Source organism: Streptomyces sp. V3I8 (assembly GCF_030817535.1).
Lineage (GTDB): Bacteria > Actinomycetota > Actinomycetes > Streptomycetales > Streptomycetaceae > Streptomyces.
On the sequence record NZ_JAUSZL010000002.1, the window covers coordinates 1,777,336 to 1,800,118 of the forward strand.

Consider the following 22,783-nt stretch of genomic DNA (forward strand, 5'->3'; position numbering starts at 1 on the left):
CGTCCCTCAGCCGTCACTCATTCCTGGAGTCCCGCGATGGCCGCTCCCCTGTCCGCACCCTCCTCGTCCTCCCCGTCGTCGTCGGGGACAGCCCTCAGGACCGTCGCCGTCGTCGGCCTCGGCACGATGGGCACCGGTATCGCCGAGATCCTCGCCCGGGCCGGCCGCGAGGTCGTCGGCATCGACGTCAGCGAGGCGGCCGCGGCGCAGGCCGTCGGCGCGCTCGAGTCCGCGACCGCCCGTGCCGTGCGGCGCGGGCGTCTCACCGAGCAGGAGCGCGACGACACCCTCGCCCGCTTCCGCACCTTCACCGACCTGCGGGCCGCGGCCGACGCCGACCTGGTGATCGAGGTGGCGCCCGAGTCGTACGAGGTCAAGCACCAAATCTTCAGGGAACTGGACGACGTCGTGCGGCCGGGGACGATCCTGGCGACCGGTACGAACGCGCTGTCGGTCACGCGGCTGGCCGCCGACTCGGCGCACCCCGAACGGGTGCTGGGGCTGCACTTCTTCAACCCGGCGCCGGCGATGAAGCTCGTCGAGGTCGTCTCGTCCGTGCTGACCGCGCCGGACGCCGTCGCGGCCGTCACCGACCTCGCGCTCGAACTCGGCAAGGAGCCCGTCGCGGTCGGCGACCGCCCCGGTTTCGTCGCCGACGGCCTGCTCTTCGGCTACCTCAACCAGGCCGCCGCGATGTACGAGGCGAAGTACGCCAGCCGTGAGGACATCGACGCCGCGATGAGGTTCGGCTGCGGCCTGCCGATGGGCCCGCTCGCCCTGCTCGACCTGATCGGCGTCGACACCGCGCGTACGGTCCTGGAGGCCATGTACGCCGAGTCGCACGACCGGCTGCACGCGCCGGCGCCCGTCCTGAAGCAGCTCAGCGAGGCGGGGCTGACCGGGCGCAAGTCGGGGCGCGGCTTCTACACGTACGACGCGCCGGGCAGCGCGACCGTCGTCCCCGACGCGCTGACCCCCTCCGCCGCGGGGTCCCCGTCCGCCGCCCGGCCGGTCCGCTCGGTGGGTGTCGCGGGGTCCGGGACGATGGCGTCCGGCATCGCCGAGGTGTTCGCGAAGGCCGGGTACGAGGTCGTGCTCGCCGCACGCAGCCAGGAGAAGGCGGCGACGGCGAAGGCCCGGATCGGCAGGTCGCTCTCACGCTCCGTCGACAAGGGCCGTATGACGGCCGAGGGGGCGGCCGAGACGCTGGGGCGCATCACGGCGGCGGGCTCGTACGACGCCTTCGCCGACGTCGACCTGGCGCTGGAGGCCGTCGCCGAGGACCTGGAGGTCAAGCGGCAGCTGTTCGCGGTGTTCGACAAGGTCTGCAGGCCGGGGGCGATCCTGGCCACCACGACCTCCTCGCTGCCCGTCGTCGCCTGTGCCCGCGCCACCTCGCGGCCGCAGGACGTGATCGGCATGCACTTCTTCAACCCGGCGCCCGCGATGAAGCTGGTCGAGGTCGTGCGTACGGTCCTGACCGCGGACGACGTGCACGCCACGGTCCGCGAGCTGTGCGCGAAGGTCCGCAAGCACCCGGTGGACTGCGGCGACCGGGCGGGCTTCATCGTGAACGCGCTGCTGTTCCCGTACCTGAACAACGCGATCAAGATGGTCGAGCAGCACTACGCGACGCTCGACGACATCGACGCCGCGATGAAGCTCGGCGGCGGCTACCCGATGGGCCCCTTCGAGCTCCTCGACGTGGTCGGTCTGGACGTCTCGCTCGCCATCGAGAAGGTGCTGCACCGCGAGTTCCGTGACCCGGGACTCGCCCCGGCGCCCCTCCTGGAGCACCTGGTGGCCGCGGGCTGCCTCGGCCGCAAGACGGGCCGCGGCTTCCGCGAATATGCGCGGCGCTGAGCCGCCGCGCGACGACGGCCCCGGCCGGCGCGGCCCGGGGCCGGGCCGCGGACGGCTCGGGTGGGGCGGGCTGCTCGACCCCGGCACCGGGGCGCCCGCGGACGGGGAAAGACCCGGTCACGAGCGCTCCGGCGCGTCCATGCAGTACGTTCGGGGCATGTCCCGGTCCGCCAAGTCCTCCCGTACACCAGCCTCGTCCGACGCGCCGGAGAGCGCCGCGGGCGGCCGCGCGGCGGCGCAACGGCTCAAGATGCGCCGCGAGCTGGCGGCCGCCGCGATGGAACTCTTCGCGACGAAGGGGTACGAGGCGACGACGGTCGACGAGATCGCGGCCGCGGCCGGGGTCGCCCGGCGCACCTTCTTCCGGCACTTCCGCTCCAAGGAAGAGGCCATCTTCCCCGACCACGACGACACCCTGACCCGGGCCGAGGCCGTGCTCAACGCCGCCCCGGCCCACGAGCACCCACTGGACACGGTGTGCCGCGGGATCAAGGAAGTCATGCAGATGTACGCGGCCCGGCCGGAGATCTCGGTCTCGCGCTACAAGCTCACCCGTGAGGTGCCGACCCTGCGCGAGGCGGAGATCGCCTCGGTGGCCCGCTACGAGCGGCTGTTCACGCGCTATCTGCTGGGGCACTTCGACGAGCACGCCCACGACGACGACGCCAACGACGACCCGCTGCTCGCGGAGGTCGCCGCGTCGGCCGTGGTCACCGCCCACAACCACGTCCTGCGCAGGTGGCTGCGGGCCGGCGCGCAGGGGGACGTCGAGGCCCAGCTGGACCACGCCTTCTCGATCGTCCGCAAGACCTTCGGCACCGGGATAGGCGCCGGGCGGGACGCCTCCACGCACACGGCGCCCCTGTCCACCGCCTCGGTGGAGGGCGAGGTGCTGGTGACCGTCGCCCGCGTCGACGCACCGCTCCACCAGGTCATGCGCACGATCGAGCAGGCTCTCAAGGAACGGTCGTAGAGCGACCTCCAGCACCGTCGAAGGGGCACGCCCACAAGGGCGGTGCCCCTTTTTTGCGTCCTCCGCCTTTTTGCGTCCCCGACTGATCGATCATCGCTCATCCGTGACGACCGGATGACAGATGAGAGAAATTTTTGGCACTCGGTGCCTTGCTAGATGGCACGGCGTGTCATACGTTGAAGAGGTCCGGGCGGCCGGCGTGCAGGGATCCTCCGTACGCCGGCTGTCCCCGCACACCACGGTGTGCGCGCCCGGACGCCTGCGTCACAGGCACCCTTCCGCGCCACAAAGCGCTGCCGACACCACCACCCTCCGCCGGACCGACGGCACACCCCACCAGCAGCTACCCACCCCGACGTAACCCTCAGCGTCCTTCCCCGGACGCTCATCGCCGGAGGCGACACCGTGAAGGAAATCCTGGACGCGATCCAGTCGCGGACGGCCACGTCCGCCGACTTCGCCGCCCTGCCGCTCCCCGAGTCCTACCGCGCGGTCACCGTGCACAAGGACGAGACGGAGATGTTCGCCGGGCTCACCACCCGCGACAAGGACCCCCGCAAGTCCATCCACCTGGACGACGTGCCGGTGCCGGAGCTCGGCCCCGGCGAGGCCCTGGTGGCCGTGATGGCCTCCTCGGTCAACTACAACTCGGTGTGGACCTCGATCTTCGAGCCGGTGTCCACCTTCAGCTTCCTGGAGCGCTACGGCAGGCTCAGCGAGCTGACCAAGCGCCACGACCTGCCGTACCACATCATCGGTTCGGACCTCGCGGGCGTCGTGCTGCGCACCGGCCCTGGCGTGAACGCCTGGCATCCCGGTGACGAGGTCGTCGCGCACTGCCTGTCCGTCGAGCTGGAGTCCAGCGACGGGCACAACGACACCATGCTCGACCCCGAGCAGCGCATCTGGGGCTTCGAGACCAACTTCGGCGGGCTCGCCGAGATCGCGCTCGTCAAGTCCAACCAGCTGATGCCGAAGCCGGACCACCTGTCGTGGGAGGAGGCCGCCGCACCGGGGCTCGTGAACTCCACGGCCTACCGGCAGCTGGTCTCGCGCAACGGCGCCGGCATGAAGCAGGGCGACAACGTCCTGATCTGGGGCGCGAGCGGCGGCCTCGGCTCGTACGCCACCCAGTTCGCGCTGGCCGGCGGCGCCAACCCCATCTGCGTGGTGAGCAGCCCGCAGAAGGCGGACATCTGCCGGGCGATGGGCGCCGAGGCGATCATCGACCGCACCGCCGAGGACTACCGGTTCTGGAAGGACGAGCACCACCAGGACCCGAAGGAGTGGAAGCGCTTCGGCAAGCGCATCCGTGAGCTCACCGGCGGCGAGGACGTCGACATCGTCTTCGAGCACCCGGGCCGCGAGACCTTCGGCGCCTCCGTCTACGTCACCCGCAAGGGCGGCACGATCGTCACCTGCGCCTCCACCTCGGGCTACAACCACGAGTACGACAACCGCTACCTGTGGATGTCCCTGAAGCGGATCATCGGCTCGCACTTCGCCAACTACCGCGAGGCCTGGGAGGCCAACCGGCTGATCGCGAAGGGCAAGATCCACCCGACGCTCTCCAAGGTGTACTCGCTGGAGGAGACCGGGCAGGCCGCCTTCGACGTGCACCGCAACCTCCACCAGGGCAAGGTCGGCGTCCTGGCGCTGGCGCCCGCCGAGGGCCTCGGCGTGCGCGACCCGGAGAAGCGCGCCCGGCACGTCGACGCCATCAACCGCTTCCGGAACGTCTGAGGGTCCCCCCATGACTGAGCGCCAGAAGGACCGGCCGTGGCTCATGCGCACCTACGCCGGTCACTCCACCGCCGAGGCGTCCAACGAGCTGTACCGGCGCAACCTCGCCAAGGGGCAGACGGGTCTGTCGGTCGCGTTCGACCTGCCGACCCAGACCGGCTACGACCCCGACCACGTCCTCGCCCGCGGCGAGGTCGGCCGGGTCGGTGTGCCGGTGTCGCACCTCGGTGACATGCGCCGGCTGTTCCAGGACATCCCCCTGGAGCAGATGAACACCTCGATGACCATCAACGCCACCGCCATGTGGCTGCTGGCGCTCTACCAGGTCGTCGCCGAGGAGCAGGGCGCCGACATCACCCGGCTCCAGGGGACGACCCAGAACGACATCGTGAAGGAGTACCTGTCGCGGGGCACGCACGTGTTCCCGCCGGTCCCCTCCCTCCGTCTGACGACGGACATGATCTGCTACACGGTCAACAACATCCCCAGGTGGAATCCGATCAACATCTGCAGTTACCACCTGCAGGAGGCGGGGGCCACCCCGGTCCAGGAGATCGCGTACGCGATGTCCACCCGCGATCGCCGTGCTCGACGCGGTGTTCGCGTCCGGGCAGATCCGCGAGGACCAGAAGGGGGACGTGGTCGCGCGCATCTCCTTCTTCGTGAACGCGGGCGTCCGCTTCGTCGAGGAGATGTGCAAGATGCGGGCGTTCGGCCGCATCTGGGACCGTGTCACACGCGAGCGGTACGGGATCGAGAACCCCAGGCACCGCCGGTTCCGGTACGGGGTCCAGGTCAACTCCCTGGGGCTGACCGAGGCCCAGCCGGAGAACAACATCCAGCGGATCGTCCTGGAGATGCTGGCCGTGACCCTCTCCAAGGACGCCCGCGCGCGTGCCGTGCAACTGCCCGCCTGGAACGAGGCGCTGGGGCTGCCCCGGCCCTGGGACCAGCAGTGGTCGCTGCGGATGCAGCAGGTCCTCGCCTACGAGAGCGACCTGCTGGAGTACGCGGACATCTTCGAGGGCTCGCACGTCGTCGAGGCGAAGGTCGCCGAGCTGGTCGAGGACTCGTTCGCCGAGATGGACCGGATCGAGGAGATGGGCGGCGCGATGGCGGCCGTCGAGTCGGGCTACCTGAAGTCGCAGCTCGTCTCGTCGCACGCGAAGCGCCGGGCCCGTATCGAGTCCGGCGACGAGAAGATCGTCGGCGTCAACATCTTCGAGTCGACCGAGCCGAACCCGCTCACCGCCGACCTGGACGCCGCGATCCAGACGGTCGACCCCGCGGTCGAGGCGCGGGTGACCGCGGCCCTCCGGGAGTGGCGCGACACCCGGTACCAGCCGCCCTTCAACCACCCGCGCCCCTGCAAGGCGCTGGAGAGGCTGAAGGAGGCCGCGCAGGGCACCGGCAACCTGATGCAGGCCACCCTGGAGTGCGCCCGCGCCGGGGTCACGACCGGCGAGTGGGCGGGCGCCCTGCGCGAGGTGTTCGGCGAGTTCCGCGCCCCCACCGGTGTGTCGTCCGCGCCCGTCGCGGTGACCGCCGAGGAGGGCACCGCGATGGCCGCGATCCGCCGCAAGGTGGACCTGACCGCGAAGGACCTCGGCGTCGGCAAGCTCCGCTTCCTGGTGGGCAAGCCGGGCCTGGACGGGCACTCCAACGGCGCCGAGCAGATCGCCGTACGGGCCCGGGACGCCGGGTTCGAGGTGGTCTACCAGGGCATCCGGCTCACGCCCCAGGAGATCGTGTCCGCGGCGGTCGCCGAGGACGTCCACGGCATCGGCCTGTCCATCCTGTCGGGCTCCCACGCCCAGCTGGTGCCCGACGTGCTGGAGCGGCTGCGCGAGGCCGGCGCCGACGACATCCCGGTGATCGCCGGCGGGATCATCCCGAACGCCGACGCCGAGCGGCTCAGGGCCGCGGGAGTGGCCGCGGTCTTCACCCCGAAGGACTTCGACATCACCGGAATCATCGGCCGTATCGTCGACGAGATCCGCACAGCGAACAAGCTCGACCCTCTGGAGGTCCCCGCATGACCAGCCCCGCCCCCCAGGTCGACCGCCTGCGTCCGCGGCGTTCCTGCCTGGCCGTGCCCGGTTCGAACCCCCGCTTCCTGGAGAAGGCCCAGGGCCTGCCCGCCGACCAGGTCTTCCTGGACCTGGAGGACGCGTGCGCGCCGCTCGCCAAGCCGGAGGCGCGGCACACCATCGTCAAGTTCCTCAACGAGGGCGACTGGACGGGCAAGACGCGGGTCGTGCGGGTGAACGACTGGACGACCGAGTGGACGTACCGCGACGTCGTGACGGTCGTCGAGGGCGCGGGGCCGAACCTGGACTGCATCATGCTGCCGAAGGTCCAGGACGCCCAGCAGGTGGTGGCCCTCGACCTGCTGCTGACGCAGATCGAGAAGACGATGGGTTTCGAGGTCGGCAGGATCGGCATCGAGGCGCAGATCGAGAACGCCAGGGGCCTGAACAACGTCAACGAGATCGCGGCGGCCTCCCGGCGCGTCGAGACGATCATCTTCGGCCCGGCCGACTTCATGGCGTCGATCAACATGAAGTCGCTGGTCGTGGGCGAGCAGCCGCCCGGCTACCCGGCGGACGCCTACCACTACATCCTGATGAAGATCCTGATGGCCGCCCGCGCCAACGACCTCCAGGCGATCGACGGCCCCTACCTGCAGATCCGCAACGTCGAGGGCTACCGCGAGGTCGCCGGGCGGGCCGCCGCCCTCGGCTTCGACGGCAAGTGGGTGCTGCACCCCGGTCAGGTCGAGGCGTCGAACGAGATCTTCTCGCCCTCCCAGGAGGACTTCGACCACGCCGAGCTGATCCTGGACGCGTACGAGTACTGCACGTCGGAGGCGGGCGGCCGGAAGGGTTCCGCGATGCTCGGCGACGAGATGATCGACGAGGCCAGCCGCAAGATGGCCCTGGTGATCTCCGGCAAGGGCCGGGCCGCCGGCATGCGGCGCACCTCGAAGTTCGAAGTCCCGGAGGCCTGATCCCATGCAGTTCGGACGCACCTACGAGGAGTTCGAGGTCGGCGCGGTCTACAAGCACTGGCCCGGGAAGACCGTCACGGAGTACGACGACCACCTCTTCTGTCTCCTGACCATGAACCACCACCCGCTCCACCTGGACGCCAACTACGCCGAGAACACCACCGACTTCGGCAAGAACGTGGTGGTCGGGAACTACATCTACTCCCTGCTGCTCGGCATGTCCGTCCCCGACGTGTCGGGCAAGGCGATCGCCAACCTGGAGATCGAGTCGCTCAGGCACGTCGCGCCGACCTTCCACGGCGACACGCTCTACGGCGAGACCACGGTCCTCGACAAGACGCCCTCCCGGTCGAAGGACGACCGCGGGATCGTGCACGTCGAGACCAGGGGTTACAAGCAGGACGGCACGCTGGTCTGCGTGTTCCGCCGCAAGGTGATGGTGCCGACCGAGACGTACATCAAGGAGCGCGGCGGCGAACAGCCCGGCCGGCCCCAGCTCAAGGAGCAGGAGAAGTAGCCATGGCGCGACTCGCCCAGACCGCCGGTCTCACCGACATCCAGCGGGAGATCCTGTCGACCGTACGGGACTTCGTGGACAAGGAGATCCTCCCGGTCGCGACCGAGCTGGAGCACCGCGACGAGTACCCGCAGGCGATCGTCGACGGACTCAAGGAGTTGGGCCTCTTCGGCCTGATGATCCCCGAGGAGTACGGGGGCCTCGGCGAGTCGCTCCTCACCTACGCGCTGTGCGTGGAGGAGATCGCGCGCGGCTGGATGTCGGTGTCCGGCATCATCAACACCCACTTCATCGTGGCCTACCTGCTCAAGCAGCACGGCACGCAGGAGCAGCGGGAGTACTTCCTGCCGCGCATGGCGGCGGGCGAGGTGCGCGGCGCGTTCTCCATGTCCGAGCCGGCGCTGGGCTCCGACGTGTCGGCCATCACCTCCAGGGCGGTGAAGGACGGCGACGGATATGTCCTGAACGGGCAGAAGATGTGGCTCACGAACGGCGGTACGTCGACGCTCGTGGCCGTTCTCGTGAAGAGTGACGAAGGCCATACCCCTGAAGAGGTGGCCGCCGCGCCCCACCGGTCGATGACGACCTTCCTGGTGGAGAAGGAGCCCGGCTTCGGTGAGGTCCGCCCCGGCCTGACCATCCCGGGGAAGATCGACAAGATGGGCTACAAGGGCGTCGACACCACCGAGATGATCATGGACGGTCTGCGCGTTCCGGCCGACCGGGTGCTCGGCGGCACCACCGGCCGGGGCTTTTACCAGATGATGGACGGCGTCGAGGTCGGCCGGGTGAATGTGGCCGCGCGCGGCTGCGGGGTCGCCCAGCGCGCCTTTGAGCTGGGCGTTTCCTATGCCCAGCAGCGTCACACCTTCGGCAGGCCCATCGCCCAGCACCAGGCGATCCAGTTCAAGCTGGCCGAGATGGCTACCAAGGTCGAGGCCGCCCATGCGATGATGGTCAACGCGGCACGCAAAAAGGACTCCGGGGAGCGAAACGACCTCGAGGCAGGGATGGCGAAGTACCTCGCCTCCGAGTACTGCAAAGAGGTCGTGGAGGACGCCTTCCGGATCCACGGCGGCTACGGCTTCTCGAAGGAGTACGAGATCGAGCGCCTCTACCGGGAGGCCCCGATGCTGCTGATCGGCGAAGGTACCGCCGAGATCCAGAAAATGATCATCGGCCGCAGGCTGCTCGAGGAGTATCGGCTGCAGGGCTGAATATACCGATTCGGGGTGTTTTCATCGAGTTGAAGATCACACCCCGCCAGCGGTCCTCGGACACCGACTCGGCTTCCTGGCTTACCCAGTTGTGGCCTGCGACCGGTACGATTCGGGAAAGCCGCCGTCCCCAGTCACCGTGCGGCATCATCCGCTACGAAGGTCATCCATGCCCCACAGCCAAACCTCTGCACCACGCGACAGCCGGGCCGGCGTACGTCTTGCGCGCGGAGCATCGCCGTGGCTCTTCCCGACCGTCGCCACCGCAGCCCTCAGCCTGGTACGCGCGCGCAAGTCCGGCGCCGCCAAGGCAGTGGCCGTGCCCGCCACCGCTCTGGCGGCAGGCATGCTGTGGTTCTTCCGCGACCCCGAGCGCGAGATCACCCAGGGCCGGGTCATCTCGCCCGCCGACGGCGTGGTGCAGAGCATCATGCCGTGGAAGGACGGGCGCACCCGCGTCGCGATCTTCATGAGCCCGCTGAACGTCCACGTCAACCGCGCGCCCCTCTCCGGCACGGTGACGTCGGTCGAGCACATCCCCGGCGGGTTCGTTCCGGCGTTCAACAAGGAGAGCGAGAACAACGAGCGCGTCGTCTGGCACTTCGACACCGAGCTCGGTGACATCGAGATGATCCAGATCGCCGGTGCGGTCGCGCGGCGCATCGTGCCGTACGTCCCACGGGGCACGAAGGTCGAGCAGGGCGAGCGGATCGGGTTGATCCGTTTCGGGTCGCGCGTCGACATCTACCTGCCCGAGGGCGTGGAGGTCGACGTGGAGGTCGGTCAGAAGACCGTGGCTGGGGTGACTCGCATTGACCGTGACTGATCCTGAGGCACGGACCGGCTGGGTGCCGGAGGCCGACGACGTGGACGACGAGGAGGAGATGCCCCTCTCCCTCCGCCTCTCGATAGCGGACACGCTCACGCTCGGTAACGCCACGTGCGGCTTCATGGCGGTGTACTTCACCACCACCGGCATCCTCATCCCGCACCTCACGGGCAGCCAGGAGACCGGCATGGCGCGGCACAGCGCCGCGACCGCCGTGATCCTGATGCTGTGCGCCGCGGTCTTCGACCTGTTCGACGGCCTGGTCGCCCGCAAACTGCGCTCCTCCCCCATGGGCGCGGAGCTGGACAACCTCTCCGACCTGATCAGCTTCGGTCTGGCACCGGCGTACTTCGTCCTCGTGTACGGCATGGTCGCCGACGACGCGCACCAGCGGGTGGCGGCGGTCGGGGGCATCGTGGTCCTGCTGGCCGTCGTGCTGCGCCTCGCGAGATTCTCGTGCGTCACCGTCAAGGACGGCACCTTCCAGGGCATGCCCTCGCCGTTCGGCGCGCTGACGGTCGTGTCGATCGTGCTGCTCGAGCTGCCGTTCGTCGCCACGCTCATGGCGATCATCGGTACGGCGTGGCTCATGGTCAGCCGGGTCGAGTACCCGAAGCCGCGCGGGCGCCTCGCCGGGGCGATGCTCTCCTGGATCGTGCTGAGCATGGCGCTGCTGGCCGCGTGGGCGTTCGACGCGCCCGGCGGGCAGCTGCTGCTCCAGACCGGCTGTGCGCTTCAGCTGGTGATGGGGGCCGTCATCCCCCTCTTCGCCACGGCTCGCAGGGTCAACAATTTTCGCGGCAACCGGCGGGAAGCGCGGGCTGCGCAGCTGCCGTAGTCGTCGTGTGGTCGTGTGGTGTGGGAAGGGCCCCGAACCGTTCGGTTCGGGGCCCTTCCCTTGAGCGCTCACCGCTCACCGTGCGGGTGCGTGGGGGTTGCTCGCGCAGCTCCCCGCGTCCCTCACGGGGCGCCCCCTCTCCTACGGGGTCACTGTGTACGCCTCCGCCACCGTGGAGACCTCCGGTTCCCGGACCACCTTCATGCCGCCCGTCACCGACTTGTCGGGCTGCAGGATGACGCTCTCCTTGGAGGAGGCGGCCTTGGGATCGGTGAAGTTCTGCGCCGTGCCGAAGCCCGCGTCCAGGGCGTCGATGGTGAGCACGGCCTTGTCCACGCCCTCGCGGGTCAGGTCCTTGCTCGCGCAGGCCTTCTTCAGCGCCTCGCCGAACGTGGCGGCGGCCGTCCAGCCGGCCACCACGCCGTTGTCGAGGGAGTCCTTCGGGTACGCCTTCTTGTAGTCGGCCACCACCTTCTGGGCCTGCGGGGTGTCCGCGCCGATGGGCAGCGAGGGCGAGGCCACGTAGTAGTTCTTCTCCAGTGCCGGGCCCGCCTGGGTGGCGAGGAGCTGCGGGGCGAAGGCCGAGTTGTTGCCGATGATCGGGACGTCGAAGCCACCGGCCGCGGCGACGCCGACCAGGGAGGCCGCCTGGCGCGGACCCGCGCTGATCACGATCGCCTTGACGCCGGCCTTCTTCAGGGCGGCGACCTGCGCGGTCATGTCGTTGTCGGTCGGTTTGATCTTCTGTTCGACGACGGTCAGGCCCGCCTCCTTCGCGATGTGCTCGGAGCCGGTCAGCGCGCTCTCGCCGTAGTCGCCCTCGAAGTAGACGTGCCCGAGCTTGTCGCCCTTCTTGAGGCCCTTCTCCTTCATCAGGAAGTCGACGGCGTTGATCGTCTCGATGTCGTACGTGGACCCGATGACCCGGATGTAGGAGCTGCCGAGCAGCGAGGACGACCAGGCCTGCGGCAGGACCAGGCCCTTGTCCTGGCCGTCGATGCGCGGCTTGACCGCGGCGACGAACGGCGAACCGATGAACTGGACGAATCCCAGCACCTTGGGCGCCAGCTCCGTGTACCCGGAGACGGCCTTCTGCGGGTCGTAGCCGTGGTCGCGGACGGTCAGCTCGACCTTGTAGCCGCACACTCCCCCGCCGGCGTTCAGCTGCTTCACATAGAGCTGCTGGGCCTGTGTGACGCTCTTGCCGAGGGTCGCGTACACCCCCGTCATGTCGGTGAGGGCGCCCAGCGTGATGGTCTTGCCGGAGATGCCCTCACCGGTCTTCACCTCCCCCGCGGCCGTGTCGCCCTTCTTGTCGTCGTCCTTGACCTTCGAGCTGCAGCCGGACAGCAGCAGCAGCGCTGCGAGGGCGCCCGCGGTCACCCTGGCCGTACGGGTCGCGTTCATCGTGCTCATCGTTCCTCCCCTGGATCGGTCCTGAAGCGTCGCCCGGCGGCCACCCTGACCAGGCCGCCGGGCAGGAAGAGCACCACCGCGACAACGGCGGCGCCATAGAGGTACCGGGATGCCTCGCCCGGTGCGATCCCGCCCGTACCCGGGGCGGAGACCAGGGGCAGCGCGTCGCTGTAGCGGGTCAGCAGCTGCGGCAGCAGGGAGACGAAGACCGCCCCGACCACCGCCCCCGAGACCGAGCCGAGCCCGCCGATGACGATCATGGCGAGGTACTCGAGCGACAGCGTGATGCCGAAGTAGTCCGGCACCGTCCGCTGGAAGACCAGGGCGAGCAGGACGCCCGCGAGGCCCGCGTACATCGAGGACAGGACGAAGACGGCGGCCCGGTAGCGGGCCACCGGGACACCGATGACACCGGCCGCGATGCGGTGGTCGCGGATCGCGTTCATCGCGCGGCCGGGACGCCCGCGCAGCACCCCGCGGGCGAAGAGCCCGCAGCCGCAGAGCAGGACGAGTCCCGCGTACCAGAGCTTCTCCGCGGAGCCGAAGGGGACGTCGGCGACGAGGAGCTCGGTGTCGTCGAAGGTCAGCCCGAACAGGCTCAGGGGCGGTACGTCGCGCCCGTTGAAGCCGCCGGTGAGGTCCCGCGCGTTGAACAGCACGTGCTGCCCGATGAAGATCAGCGCGAGGGTGGCGATACCCAGGTAGGCGCCGCGCAGACGTCCCGCGATGGGGCTGAAGAGGCCGCCCGCCAGGCCCGCGACCAGGACGGCGAGGACGGCCGCGAGCCAGGTCGGCAGGCCGAGGCCGGTCAGCCCGTCACCGCTGTCCGCGGCGAACACGCAGTAGCCGTACGCGCCGACCGCGAGGAAGAAGGCGTGCCCCATGGAGAGCTGGCCGGTGGAGCCGGTGAGCAGGTTGAGCCCGATCGCGCCGATCGCCGCGGCCATCGCGAACAGGCCCGCCTGGAGCCAGAACCGGTCCAGGTAGAAGGGCAGGAGGAGCAGCAGGAGGCCGCCGGCGGCCCACCCGTACGTACGCCTGCGGACGGCGAACCGCGCGGGGCGGCGGGCGGGGGCTTCGGACACGGGTGCTTCAGGCACGGACGCCTCGGAGACCGACGCTTCAGACACGGGCGAGCTCCTTCGTGCCGAACAGCCCGGCGGGCCGGATGAGCAGGATCACGGTCATCACGAGGTAGGGGGCGACGTCGCCCAGACCCCGGCCCAGGAAGCTCAGTTCGCTCTGGTAGCCGGTCGCCAGGGATTCCGTGACGCCGACGACCAGGCCGCCGACGAGCGCTCCGGTCGTGGAGTCCAGGCCGCCGAGGATCGCGGCGGGGAAGGCCTTGAGGGCGGCGAGCGAGGTGGCCCTCTCCAGGCCCGGCGTGGGGAAGACCGTCAGGAACAGGGCGGCGACGGCGGCGAGTCCGCCCGCCACGGCCCAGGCCCCGAGCGACACCCGGCCCAGCCGTACGCCCATCAGCGCGGCCGTCTCGGGGCTCTCCGCGGCGGCCCGCATCGCGACGCCCCAGGAGGTGTAGCGGAACGCGAGCAGGAAGACCGTGATGAGCAGGCCCGCGGTGACGAAGGCGGCGATGCGCGTGTGCGCCAGCGAGATGGGGCCGACGGTGAGCACCGAGTCGCCCCACGGATCACCGAGCGGGAGGACGTCGGTGCCGATCCGGCGGGTCAGTTCCGTAGTGAGCAGGATGTCCACGCCGATCGTGACGATGGCGAGGACGCTGTGGTCGTGGCCCCGGTAGCGGCGCATCACCAGGAACTCGACGGCCGCCCCGACCACCGCGGCCCCGGCGATCCCGACCAGCAGGGCGGGCCAGAAGCCGATGTCGTCGTGGAGCGTCGCGGTGAAGTACCCGCCCGCGAGGAGCAGCGAGGCGTGGGCGAAGTTGACGACCTCGGTGGCCCGGAAGATGACCACGAAGCCGAGGGCGATGAGGGCGTAGACCGACCCCATGGAGATGCCGTTGAGGAGGAGTTCGACGAAGGTGCTCATGACGTGGCCTCCTCCTCGTCGGGGCGTTCCCCGAGGTAGGCGCGGACGACCGCCGGGTCGTTCTGCACGTCGGCGGGGGCGCCGTCCGCGATGCGGCGCCCGAAGTCGAGTACGGTCACCGCGTCGGCGAGCCGCATCACCACCCCCATGTCGTGTTCCACCAGGACGATCGAGATGCCGAGGCTGTCGCGGACGCCCGCGATCACGGCCGCGGTACGGGTCCGCTCGTCGGCGGTCATGCCGGCCACCGGTTCGTCCAGGAGAAGCAGGCGGGGCTCCATGCACAGGGCGCGGGCGAGTTCGGCGAGTTTCTGCTGCCCGTACGGGAGGGAGCCGGCCGGCCGGCCGAGGCAGGACGAGATGCCGACGAACTCGGCGATCTCACGGACGCGTTCACGGTGACGGCGCTCCTCACGGGCCGCTGCGGGGAGCCTCAGGCCGGCGGAGAGGAAGCCGCTGCGGGTCAGCCGGTGGCGGCCCAGCAGGAGGCTGTCCTCGACCGTGGCGAGCGGTGGCAGGGCGAGGTTCTGGAAGATGCGGGCGACGCCCAGGCCGGCGATGCGGTGCGGAGGCATCCCGGTCAGTTCGTGCTCGCCGAAGCGGACGCTGCCGGCGGTGGCGCGGTAGACGCCGGACAGGACGTTGAAGCAGGTGGACTTCCCGGCGCCGTTCGGTCCGATGAGGGCGTGGACGGTGCCCGGGCGCACGGTGAAACCGATGGCGTCCAGGGCGGTCAGGCCGGCGAAGCGCACGGTCAGGTCCCGTACGTGCAGCGGCGGTACGCCCGCATCGTGGCCGGTGCCGGTATCGGTGCCGGAGCCGAAACCGGTGCCTGTGCCGTTTCCGGTGCCTGTGCCTGGTGAAGTGGGCTGTGGTGGCGCGTCGTTCGTCATGGTGGTGTGCTCACCCCTTCCATCGGGTCAGCGCCGGGTGCGAGGCGCGGGCCCGCTCGGCGTCGGCCGCCGCGTCCTCGTCGACCACGCCCAGATAGCGGCGGCGCACCTCGTCGGAGGCGGCGAGTTCGTCCGCCGGGCCGGACAGGGTGACCTCGCCGACCTCCAGGACGTAGGCGTGGGAGGCGAGGCGCAGGGCGAGGGCGGCGTTCTGCTCGACGAGCAGGATCGAGGTGCCCTGGGTGCTGATCTCCCGGACCGTCTCGGCGATCCGCTCGGCCATCAACGGGGCGAGCCCCAGCGACGGTTCGTCGAGGAGCAGCATCCTCGGAGCGGCCATCAGGGCGCGGCCGACCGCGAGCATCTGCTGCTCGCCGCCCGACAGGAGGCCGGCGCGCTGCTGGGCGCGGTCGGCGAGGACGGGGAACAGTTCGTGGACGCGGCGCAGGGCGGCGGCCCGGTCCGCGCGGCTCCCGGTGGCGCCGAGCGACCCGGCCCGCAGGTTGTCCGCGACGGTCATCCGGGCGAACACCCGCCGTCCTTCCGGGATCTGGGAGATCCCGGCGGCGACCACCCGGTCCGGCGGCACGCCGTCGATCCGGCGGCCGTCCAGGCTCACCGTGCCGCCGGTGACCGCGCCGCCGTGGAAGGACAGGGTCCGGCAGATCGCCCGGAGCAGGGTCGACTTGCCCGCGCCGTTGCCGCCGAGGACCGTGACCACGGCTCCCTCCGGCACCTCCAGGGACACCTGGCGCAGTGCTCGTACGGGACCGTATCCGACCGACAGTTCGTGTACGGCCAGCCCTGGACCACCCATGGCATTCCCCCTGTCGTCGCGCTCTCGACCGCCGTGGTCCGGCGGCGTGTTCACGGTCGGTGTGGCGCTCACCACAGCACCGGCAAAGGCGCCCGTCCACGGGGCGCGGGCGAATCGCTGCGGGTGACCAGCGGGCGCGGGTGCGCGTTGTGCGCGCGCACAACACCGCGTGTCAGGGGCCTGTGCGCGGCGGGTGACCGATGGCATCCTCCGGTCATGGGAGCCCGCAGAAGGCGTACCGGTGACGACTGGAAGCTGCTCGCCGAGTCCTGCACGGCGCTGCTGGAGCGGCTGCCGGAACTCGTCGACGAGCACATGCGACAGCTGGCCGGACACTCCCCCGTCTACGGGGAGTTCCTGCCGTACGACCAGCAGTGGCGGGAGGCGGAGGAGGCGATGCGGATCGGGATCGGGACGATCTCCGCGCCGCGGGACTCGCCGCGCCGCGACCTGGAGTACGCGCAGGACGCGGGGCGGCGCCGGGCCCAGCAGGGGCTGCCGCTGGAGCTGCTGGTGCACGCGTACCGCGCGGCGGGCTATCTGGTGTGGGACGCGCTGCTGGAGGACGCGGCCGGGAGGGAACCGGAGCGGCTCGGCGCGCTGATGCGGTCGGCGACCATGGTGTGGTCCGCCGTGGACGCGCAGGCCGCGGCGGCGACCGAGGCGTACCTGACCACCGAGGCGGAGCTCCGGCGGCGTACCGACGAGCGGCTGCAGGCACTGCTCGACGCGCTCCTTGAAGGGCAGGAGGCGCCCGGCCTGGCGGCGCGCGCCGCGGCGGGGCTCGACCTTCCCGAGCGGGGCCCGTACGCCGTCGTCGTGCTGCGCTCCGAACGGCGCGAGCCCGTACGGCGGCCCGTGGAGGGCGACGGGCTGCGGTTCGTGTGGCGGATGCGGGCGGACTGCGAGGTCGGGGTGGTGGCCCTCGCGGCCGGGCAGGGCCTGGACGGGGTCGCGCGGGCGCTCGACGGGCGCTGCTCCGGTCCCGGCGGGATCAGTCCCGTGGTCGCCGGGCTCGCCGAACTCGGGCGGGCGCGACGGCTCGCCGAGCTGGCCCTGCGGACGTGTCCGCCCGACGCGAATGCCGTCGTACGGCTCGACCAGCGGATGCCGACGGCGCTCGTCGTCAGCCAGCCGGAGCTGGCCGGGCGGCTGGTGGCGGACGTCTTCGGTGCGCTGCTGGAACTGGAGCCGGCGGACCGGGCGGTGCTGCTGGAGACGCTGGACGCGTGGCTGTGCTGCGAGGGGTCCGCCGGGCGGGCCGCCGGGCGTCTCTACTGCCACCGCAACACGGTCTTCAACCGCCTGCGGCGTCTGGAGCAGCTCACATCGCGGTCGCTCGCGCGGCCGCGGGACCTGATCGAGATGACGTTGGCGTTGGACGCGTACCGGTTGAGCTGAGGGTTCCCTCGCCTCCGGGGGCTGCGCCCCGGGCCCCCTTCGTCCTCGGACGCCGGACGGGCTGAAAAACTCAGCCCGTCCGGCGTCCGAGGACCGGGGGTTCGGGGCGCAGCCCCCGAGTGGTGACGGGAACGGGTAGGGGCGGCGGGGGCGAAATCCTCAGGTCAGCGGAGGAAGTCCGCGGCGATCCGTTCCCCGACCCGCTCCAGGATCGGGCCCGCCTCCGCGAGGCACCGGCCGACATCCGGCTCGACCTCCGTCAGCGGATACACCCGCCGGATCCCGGCCCGTCCCAACGCCTCGGGCGCCAGCGCCAACCGCCCGCACACGGCGATGACTTCCTTGCCGGCGGCCCGCGCGGCGGCGGCCACCCCGGCGGGAGCCTTCCCGTGCAGGGTCTGCTCGTCGAGCGACCCCTCACCCGTGATGACCAGCGTCGCCCGTTCCAGCGCGGACGCGAACCCCAGCACGTCGAGCATGACCTCGATCCCGGGGCGGAATCCGGCACCGAGACCCACGAGAGCCCCGTACCCGATGCCCCCGGCGGCCCCGGCGCCGGGCGCGACGGCGTACTCCGCCGCCCGGCCCCCGATCGCCTTCTCCAGGACCGCCGCGAAGTGGGCGAGCCCCGCGTCGAGGACCGCCACGTCGTCGGGAGAGGCCCCCTTCTGGGGTCCGTACACCGCCGCCGCGCCCTTCGGACCGGTCAGCGGGTTGTCCACGTCACTGGCGAGGACGACGTCGACGGCGGTGAGCCGGGGGTCGAGACCGGTCAGGTCCGCCGTGGCGAGTTCTCCGAGGGAACCGCCCCCGGGCGGCACGGGCTCGCCGTCCTCGTCGAGGAACCGGGCCCCGAGCGCGGCCAGCATCCCGGCCCCGCCGTCGGTGGTCGCACTGCCGCCGACGCCGAACACGATCGTGCGCGCCCCGGCGTCGAGCGCGGCCCGCAGCAGTTCCCCGGACCCGTAGGTGGACGACGTGAGGGGCGCGAAGACCCCGGCGGGCAGCCGCTGCAGCCCGCTCGCCTCGGCCATCTCCACGACCGCGGTCCCGTCGCGCAGCGCGAACGCGGCGGTGACCTCGTCGCCCAGCGGCCCGGCGACCCGTACCTCGTGCCGCTCGAACCCGGCCGCGACCACCGCGTCGACGGTGCCGTCGCCGCCGTCGGCGACCGGGAGGGCCTCCACTTCGACGTCCGGCGCGATCCGGCGCAGTCCCGCCGTCACCCGCTCGGCTACCTGCACGGCCGTGAGCGTGCCCTTGAACTTGTCCGCGGCGATGAGCACCCGCTGGGTACGGCTGCCGGTCCGATTCACTGCAGCGTCCGCCACCTTGCATTCCCCTTGCTGTTCGGGCCTTGCACACGTCAAGGCAGTCGCGCCGCTGCGACCCTAACCGCAGGAAGGGGCCGCTGCCCAGGGCCGCCCTCCAGGACGGCTGCCCGGGACGGCTGCCCGGGACGGCCGCTCAGCCCGCGTCGATCGCGCGCGAGTCGTAGAGCTGGTGCGTCAGCGTGCCCTTGTGCCCGAACGGCACGCTGATGTGCTCCAGCACGTCCTCCAGGAGGTCGAGGTCCCCCGTCCGCACACCGACGTCCCCGGTCTCGACGAGCGGCTCGGCGCGCGCCGCCCGGGCCGCGGCGGCACCGGTCCCGGTGGCGGACAGGACGGCGACGACCGCGGCGGCACCGACCGCGAGGACGGTCGTACGGCTCAACGACTTCATGGGACTCCAGACGCGCGACACGGACATGCATATGAATATTAATGCGGGTAAAACCCGACGAGCTTCTCATGTGGCGCGGTACCGAAAGTATGGCCGGAAGCACGGAAAGCAGGCCGGACCGGCAGGAATTCGGCACACCGGGTGTAAGTACGTCGCGCGTTGACGCTCGTGCGGAACCGCCGCTCGATCTCGTTACGCTGGCCCGATGACGACCCTTGACTTCGCCACGTACATCGCGGGCCTCCCGCGTGTGCTCCTCGGCGCCGCCGCGCTCTTCCGTGACACCGAGGGCCGTGTGCTGCTCGTCGAGCCCAACTACCGCGAGGGCTGGGCGCTGCCGGGCGGGACCGTGGAATCGGACGAGGGCGAGACCCCGCGGCAGGGGGCCCACCGGGAGACCCTGGAGGAGATCGGCCTGGACATCCCGCTCGGCCGGCTGCTCGCGGTGGACTGGGTGCCGGGCACCGGGCACCCTCCGGGCGTCGCCTACCTGTACGACGGCGGAGTCCTGACCGAGGACCAGTTCACGTCGATCCGCCTCCAGGAGTCGGAACTGCTGTCCTGGCGACTGGTCCCGCGCGAGGAGCTCCCCCGGTACCTCTTCGGCTCCCTGGGCCGCCGCGTGGCCGCCGCACTGGACGCGCTCGCGCAGGGCACCGGGACGGTGGAGCTGGAGAACGGCCACCGGGCCGATATCCGTTAGCCCCGCGGAGGCGTGCGCCCTACGCTCGGCCCATGAGCAAGCCCCTGGTCGCCGTCCTGAGTGGCGCCGGTGTCTCCACCGATTCCGGCATCCCCGACTACCACGGCCCGAACGGTGTGTGGCGGCGCGATCCAAAAGCCCAGAAGCTCGTCACGTACGAGTACTACATGGGTGATCCGGAGATCCGGCGCCGCTCGTGGCGGATGCGCCGCGAGAGCGGGACCCTGCGGGCGGAGCCGAACGCGGCGCACCGGGCGGTGGCCGAGCTGGAGCGGGCCGGGGTGCCGGTGCGGGTGATCACGCAGAACGTGGACGGGCTGCACCAGCTCGCCGGGCTGTCCGCCCGCAAGGTCCTCGAACTGCACGGCAGCGCGCACGGTGTGGTGTGTACGCGATGTCATGTGCGCGGGCCGATGGAGGACGTCCTGGCCCGGGTCGACGCCGGGGAGGCGGATCCGCCCTGCCTGGAGTGCGGCGGGATCCTCAAGCCGGCGACCGTCATGTTCGGTGAGCGGCTCGACCCGGTGGTGCTGGGGGACGCGCTCGCCGTCGCCAAGGCGTGCCAGGTGTTCGTCGCCGTCGGCACCAGCCTCCAGGTGGAACCCGCCGCGGGCCTCGCCGGCGTCGCGGCCGATTACGGGGCCCGCCTCGTCGTGGTCAACGCCGAGCCGACCCCGTACGACGACCGCGCCGACGAGGTGATCCGGGAACCGATCGGCACGAGTCTGCCCCGGCTGCTGCGGGAGCTGGCCGCCTGACCGGGTGGTGCGCGGACCGGGCCGGCCCGTGACGGCGGCCGGTGTCAGAACAGCGCCGCGGCTCCCTCCCCCCGCTCGAAGTCCAGCAGCCGCTGCTTGCGTGCCAGGCCGCCGCCGTAGCCCGTGAGGCTGCCGTCCGCGCCCACCACCCGGTGGCAGGGCACGATGATGCCCAGCGGGTTCCTGCCGTTGGCGAGGCCCACCGCCCGGGATGCGCCGGGGTTGCCGAGGGTGTCCGCGAGTTGGCCGTACGTGCGGGTCTCGCCGTACGGGATGCGGCGCAGTTCCGCCCAGACCGAGCGCTGGAACGGGGTGCCGTGCAGGTGGAGCCGGACCGAGAAGTCCTTCGACTCGCCCGCGAAATAGGCCGCCAGTTCTTCGGTCGCCTCGGCGAACGGCGTGTCGTCCGGGTCGCCGAAGGTCTCCTCGGGCGGGCGGTGGCGCTGGCCGGTCATGTAGAGCCCGGAGAGGACGCCGTCGGTGGCGACGAGTGTGAGCGGGCCGTACGGGCTGTCGATGACGGTGTGCTGTTTCACTTCGAGTCCTTCGGTGCGTGGGTCACGTGTCCGGGGAGGAAGTTGACCGGGTGGGTGCTCGTCGCCCAGAGGTACTGGACGGCGTACGCGCGCCAGGGGCGCCAGTCCTCGGCACGCGCCGTCAGTGCGGCGGGGGTGGTCGGCAGGCCCAGGTCCCGCGCGGCGTACCGGACTCCGAGGTCGGTGACCGGGAACGCGTCCGGGTCGCCGAGGGCACGCATCGCGACGGCCTCGACGGTCCAGGGCCCGAACCCGGGCAGGGCGAGCAGCCGCGCCCTGGTCTCCGTCCAGTCCTGCTCGACGCCCAGGTTGACCGTGCCGTCCGCCAGCCGGGCCACCAGCGTGGTGAGGGTGGTCCGGCGGGTGGCCGGCATCGCCAGAGTCCCGGGGTCCAGCGCCGCGAGCGCCTCGACCGACGGGAAGAGGTGGGTGAGACCGCCCTCGGGGTCGTCGACCGGCTCCCCGTGGGCCGTGACCAGGCGGGCCGCGTGCGTACGGGCCGCCGCCGTGGACACCTGCTGGCCCAGCACGGCCCGCACCGCGAACTCGGCCTCGTCGACCGTGCGCGGCACCCGGCGGCCCGGCGCCTTGTCGACGAGCGGCGCCAGCGCCGGATCCCTGCGCAGCCGGTCGTCGACCGCGACAGGGTCCGCGTCCAGGTCGAGCAGGCGGCGGCAGCGGCTGATGGCGACGGTCAGGTCGCGCAGGTCGCCGAGCGTGAGCCGGCAGCCGATGTGCTCGGGCCCCGGGGTGAGCGCGACGACACCGGGGGCGTACGGCAGACGCAGGGTCCGCCGGTACGCGCCGTCGCGCCACTCCTCCACCCCGGGTACGGCGGTGGCGGCGAGGTGGCCGAAGAGGTTGTCGGGGTTGAGCGGGGCCCGGAAGGGGAGCCGCAGGGTCAGCACCCCGGGTGTGCCGGTGGAGCGGGAGCCCCTCCTGGGTGCCCTGGCGCGCAGTTCGCCGGGGGCGAGGGCGAAGACCTCGCGGACCGTGTCGTTGAAGGTGCGGATCGAGGAGAAGCCCGCCGCGAAGGCGATCTCGGCCATCGGCAGCGCGGTCGTCTCGATGAGCAGCCGTGCCGTCTGGGCGCGCTGGGCGCGGGCCAGGGCGAGGGGTCCCGCCCCCAGTTCTGCGAGGAGCTGGCGCTCGATCTGCCGGGTGCTGTAGCCGAGGCGGGTCGCGAGCCCCGGTACGCCCTCGCGGTCCACGGTCCCGTCGGCGATCAGCCGCATGGCGCGGGCCACCAGGTCGGCCCGCCGGTTCCACTCGGGCGAGCCCGGGCTGGTGTCGGGGCGGCAGCGCTTGCACGCCCGGAAGCCGGCCTGCTGGCAGGCGGCGGCGCTCGGGTAGAACGTCATGTTCTGCGGCTTCGGCGGCACGACGGGGCAGCTGGGCCGGCAGTAGATCCGCGTGGTCAGGACCGCCGTGAAGAACCAGCCGTCGAAGCGGGCGTCCTTGGACTGGACGGCGCGTACACAGCGCTCGGTCTCGGTGTGCATCCCGTTCTCCATGCCCACCAGCATCGCCC

General features: G+C 71.3%; 20 protein-coding genes and 1 pseudogene. 12 read left to right on the forward strand and 9 right to left on the reverse strand.

Annotation, left to right across the window (positions count from 1 at the left end; genetic code table 11):
- The first annotated feature begins 36 nt into the window (after positions 1-36).
- The 9 genes and pseudogenes from QFZ75_RS07810 to pssA all read left to right on the forward strand — a co-directional run bounded on the left by QFZ75_RS07810 (position 37) and on the right by pssA (position 10,990).
- Positions 37-1,863 carry a 3-hydroxyacyl-CoA dehydrogenase family protein gene (locus tag QFZ75_RS07810; protein ID WP_307534984.1) on the forward strand — a complete coding sequence of 609 codons (1,827 nt, stop codon included), beginning with the start codon at positions 37-39 and terminating at the stop codon, positions 1,861-1,863.
- A gap of 157 nt (positions 1,864-2,020) precedes the next feature.
- Positions 2,021-2,836, forward strand: coding sequence for a TetR family transcriptional regulator (locus tag QFZ75_RS07815; protein WP_307534985.1), 816 nt, complete (start codon positions 2,021-2,023; stop codon positions 2,834-2,836).
- Positions 2,837-3,241: 405 nt separating this feature from the next.
- Positions 3,242-4,579, forward strand: coding sequence for a crotonyl-CoA carboxylase/reductase (gene ccrA, locus QFZ75_RS07820; RefSeq protein WP_307534986.1), 1,338 nt, complete (start codon positions 3,242-3,244; stop codon positions 4,577-4,579).
- A gap of 10 nt (positions 4,580-4,589) precedes the next feature.
- Positions 4,590-6,618, forward strand: a pseudogene (locus tag QFZ75_RS07825) (protein meaA).
- Positions 6,615-7,589: a CoA ester lyase gene (locus QFZ75_RS07830; protein ID WP_307534989.1), complete on the forward strand. Its 975-nt coding sequence runs from the start codon at positions 6,615-6,617 to the stop codon at positions 7,587-7,589. Before QFZ75_RS07825 ends, QFZ75_RS07830 begins: the two are co-directional and overlap by 4 nt.
- 4 nt (positions 7,590-7,593) lie before the next feature.
- A complete protein-coding gene (locus tag QFZ75_RS07835) occupies positions 7,594-8,106 on the forward strand; it encodes a MaoC family dehydratase (RefSeq protein WP_307534991.1) in 513 nt (170 codons plus the stop codon).
- A gap of 2 nt (positions 8,107-8,108) precedes the next feature.
- Positions 8,109-9,323, forward strand: a complete 1,215-nt coding sequence (locus QFZ75_RS07840; RefSeq protein ID WP_307534993.1) for an acyl-CoA dehydrogenase family protein — start codon at positions 8,109-8,111, stop codon at positions 9,321-9,323.
- A gap of 169 nt (positions 9,324-9,492) precedes the next feature.
- Positions 9,493-10,149, forward strand: coding sequence for a phosphatidylserine decarboxylase (locus tag QFZ75_RS07845; protein ID WP_307534995.1), 657 nt, complete (start codon positions 9,493-9,495; stop codon positions 10,147-10,149).
- A 22-nt stretch (positions 10,150-10,171) separates the two neighbouring features.
- Positions 10,172-10,990 (forward strand): CDP-diacylglycerol--serine O-phosphatidyltransferase, encoded by an 819-nt coding sequence (pssA, locus tag QFZ75_RS07850; protein ID WP_307544287.1) that lies wholly within the window; start codon positions 10,172-10,174, stop codon positions 10,988-10,990.
- 141 nt (positions 10,991-11,131) lie between these two features.
- Here pssA and QFZ75_RS07855 read toward each other — a convergent pair whose 3' ends face one another.
- From QFZ75_RS07855 to QFZ75_RS07875, 5 genes are read right to left on the reverse strand one after another with little or no spacing between them, the layout of a single operon-like run.
- Complete coding sequence (locus QFZ75_RS07855; RefSeq protein ID WP_307544289.1) at positions 11,132-12,397, reverse strand: ABC transporter substrate-binding protein; 1,266 nt, start codon at positions 12,395-12,397, stop codon at positions 11,132-11,134.
- Between the two features lie 5 nt (positions 12,398-12,402).
- Positions 12,403-13,536 carry a branched-chain amino acid ABC transporter permease gene (locus tag QFZ75_RS07860; RefSeq protein ID WP_373465823.1) on the reverse strand — a complete coding sequence of 378 codons (1,134 nt, stop codon included), beginning with the start codon at positions 13,534-13,536 and terminating at the stop codon, positions 12,403-12,405.
- Complete coding sequence (locus QFZ75_RS07865; RefSeq protein WP_307534997.1) at positions 13,529-14,419, reverse strand: branched-chain amino acid ABC transporter permease; 891 nt, start codon at positions 14,417-14,419, stop codon at positions 13,529-13,531. The genes QFZ75_RS07860 and QFZ75_RS07865 overlap by 8 nt, the downstream gene beginning before the upstream one ends.
- Entirely contained in the window at positions 14,416-15,312 is an 897-nt protein-coding gene (locus tag QFZ75_RS07870; protein WP_307534999.1) for an ABC transporter ATP-binding protein, read from the reverse strand. Before QFZ75_RS07870 ends, QFZ75_RS07865 begins: the two co-directional genes overlap by 4 nt.
- A 10-nt stretch (positions 15,313-15,322) precedes the next feature.
- The gene (locus tag QFZ75_RS07875; protein ID WP_307535000.1) at positions 15,323-16,129 is read right to left on the reverse strand and encodes an ABC transporter ATP-binding protein; all 807 of its coding nucleotides are present in this window, start codon (positions 16,127-16,129) and stop codon (positions 15,323-15,325) included.
- Between the two features lie 216 nt (positions 16,130-16,345).
- On the opposite strand from QFZ75_RS07875, the gene QFZ75_RS07880 reads away from it, so the two are divergent.
- Entirely contained in the window at positions 16,346-17,530 is a 1,185-nt protein-coding gene (locus QFZ75_RS07880) for a CdaR family transcriptional regulator (RefSeq protein ID WP_307535002.1), read from the forward strand.
- Between the two features lie 164 nt (positions 17,531-17,694).
- On the opposite strand, the gene QFZ75_RS07885 is transcribed toward QFZ75_RS07880, so the two are convergent.
- Both QFZ75_RS07885 and QFZ75_RS07890 read right to left on the reverse strand, forming a co-directional pair.
- Positions 17,695-18,861 (reverse strand): glycerate kinase, encoded by a 1,167-nt coding sequence (locus tag QFZ75_RS07885; protein WP_307535003.1) that lies wholly within the window; start codon positions 18,859-18,861, stop codon positions 17,695-17,697.
- Positions 18,862-18,997: 136 nt separating this feature from the next.
- Positions 18,998-19,255, reverse strand: a complete 258-nt coding sequence (locus QFZ75_RS07890) for a hypothetical protein (protein ID WP_307535005.1) — start codon at positions 19,253-19,255, stop codon at positions 18,998-19,000.
- A gap of 205 nt (positions 19,256-19,460) precedes the next feature.
- Between QFZ75_RS07890 and QFZ75_RS07895 the strand changes: the two genes are divergently transcribed.
- Both QFZ75_RS07895 and QFZ75_RS07900 read left to right on the forward strand, forming a co-directional pair.
- Complete coding sequence (locus tag QFZ75_RS07895) at positions 19,461-19,958, forward strand: NUDIX hydrolase (RefSeq protein WP_307535007.1); 498 nt, start codon at positions 19,461-19,463, stop codon at positions 19,956-19,958.
- Positions 19,959-19,990: 32 nt separating this feature from the next.
- Positions 19,991-20,716 (forward strand): Sir2 family NAD-dependent protein deacetylase, encoded by a 726-nt coding sequence (locus QFZ75_RS07900; protein ID WP_307535008.1) that lies wholly within the window; start codon positions 19,991-19,993, stop codon positions 20,714-20,716.
- Positions 20,717-20,760: 44 nt separating this feature from the next.
- Here the strand turns inward: QFZ75_RS07900 and QFZ75_RS07905 are convergent, their stop codons facing one another.
- Together QFZ75_RS07905 and QFZ75_RS07910 are read right to left on the reverse strand one after the other, a co-directional pair.
- A complete protein-coding gene (locus tag QFZ75_RS07905) occupies positions 20,761-21,252 on the reverse strand; it encodes a methylated-DNA--[protein]-cysteine S-methyltransferase (RefSeq protein ID WP_307535011.1) in 492 nt (163 codons plus the stop codon).
- The gene (locus QFZ75_RS07910) at positions 21,249-22,754 is read right to left on the reverse strand and encodes an AlkA N-terminal domain-containing protein (protein WP_307535012.1); all 1,506 of its coding nucleotides are present in this window, start codon (positions 22,752-22,754) and stop codon (positions 21,249-21,251) included. The genes QFZ75_RS07905 and QFZ75_RS07910 overlap by 4 nt, the downstream gene beginning before the upstream one ends.
- Positions 22,755-22,783: the final 29 nt, after the last annotated feature.

Bases quoted from the DNA above. Each gene is read 5' to 3' on its own strand.
- QFZ75_RS07810 (WP_307534984.1), top strand. From the start codon at position 37: ATGGCCGCTCCCCTGTCCGCACCCTCCTCGTCCTCCCCGTCGTCGTCG.
- QFZ75_RS07815 (WP_307534985.1), top strand. From the start codon at position 2,021: ATGTCCCGGTCCGCCAAGTCCTCCCGTACACCAGCCTCGTCCGACGCG.
- QFZ75_RS07830 (WP_307534989.1), top strand. From the start codon at position 6,615: ATGACCAGCCCCGCCCCCCAGGTCGACCGCCTGCGTCCGCGGCGTTCC.
- QFZ75_RS07835 (WP_307534991.1), top strand. From the start codon at position 7,594: ATGCAGTTCGGACGCACCTACGAGGAGTTCGAGGTCGGCGCGGTCTAC.
- QFZ75_RS07840 (WP_307534993.1), top strand. From the start codon at position 8,109: ATGGCGCGACTCGCCCAGACCGCCGGTCTCACCGACATCCAGCGGGAG.
- QFZ75_RS07845 (WP_307534995.1), top strand. From the start codon at position 9,493: ATGCCCCACAGCCAAACCTCTGCACCACGCGACAGCCGGGCCGGCGTA.
- QFZ75_RS07855 (WP_307544289.1), bottom strand. From the start codon at position 12,397: ATGAACGCGACCCGTACGGCCAGGGTGACCGCGGGCGCCCTCGCAGCG.
- QFZ75_RS07865 (WP_307534997.1), bottom strand. From the start codon at position 14,419: ATGAGCACCTTCGTCGAACTCCTCCTCAACGGCATCTCCATGGGGTCG.
- QFZ75_RS07870 (WP_307534999.1), bottom strand. From the start codon at position 15,312: ATGACGAACGACGCGCCACCACAGCCCACTTCACCAGGCACAGGCACC.
- QFZ75_RS07875 (WP_307535000.1), bottom strand. From the start codon at position 16,129: ATGGGTGGTCCAGGGCTGGCCGTACACGAACTGTCGGTCGGATACGGT.
- QFZ75_RS07880 (WP_307535002.1), top strand. From the start codon at position 16,346: ATGGGAGCCCGCAGAAGGCGTACCGGTGACGACTGGAAGCTGCTCGCC.
- QFZ75_RS07890 (WP_307535005.1), bottom strand. From the start codon at position 19,255: ATGAAGTCGTTGAGCCGTACGACCGTCCTCGCGGTCGGTGCCGCCGCG.
- QFZ75_RS07895 (WP_307535007.1), top strand. From the start codon at position 19,461: ATGACGACCCTTGACTTCGCCACGTACATCGCGGGCCTCCCGCGTGTG.
- QFZ75_RS07900 (WP_307535008.1), top strand. From the start codon at position 19,991: ATGAGCAAGCCCCTGGTCGCCGTCCTGAGTGGCGCCGGTGTCTCCACC.
- QFZ75_RS07910 (WP_307535012.1), bottom strand. From the start codon at position 22,754: ATGCACACCGAGACCGAGCGCTGTGTACGCGCCGTCCAGTCCAAGGAC.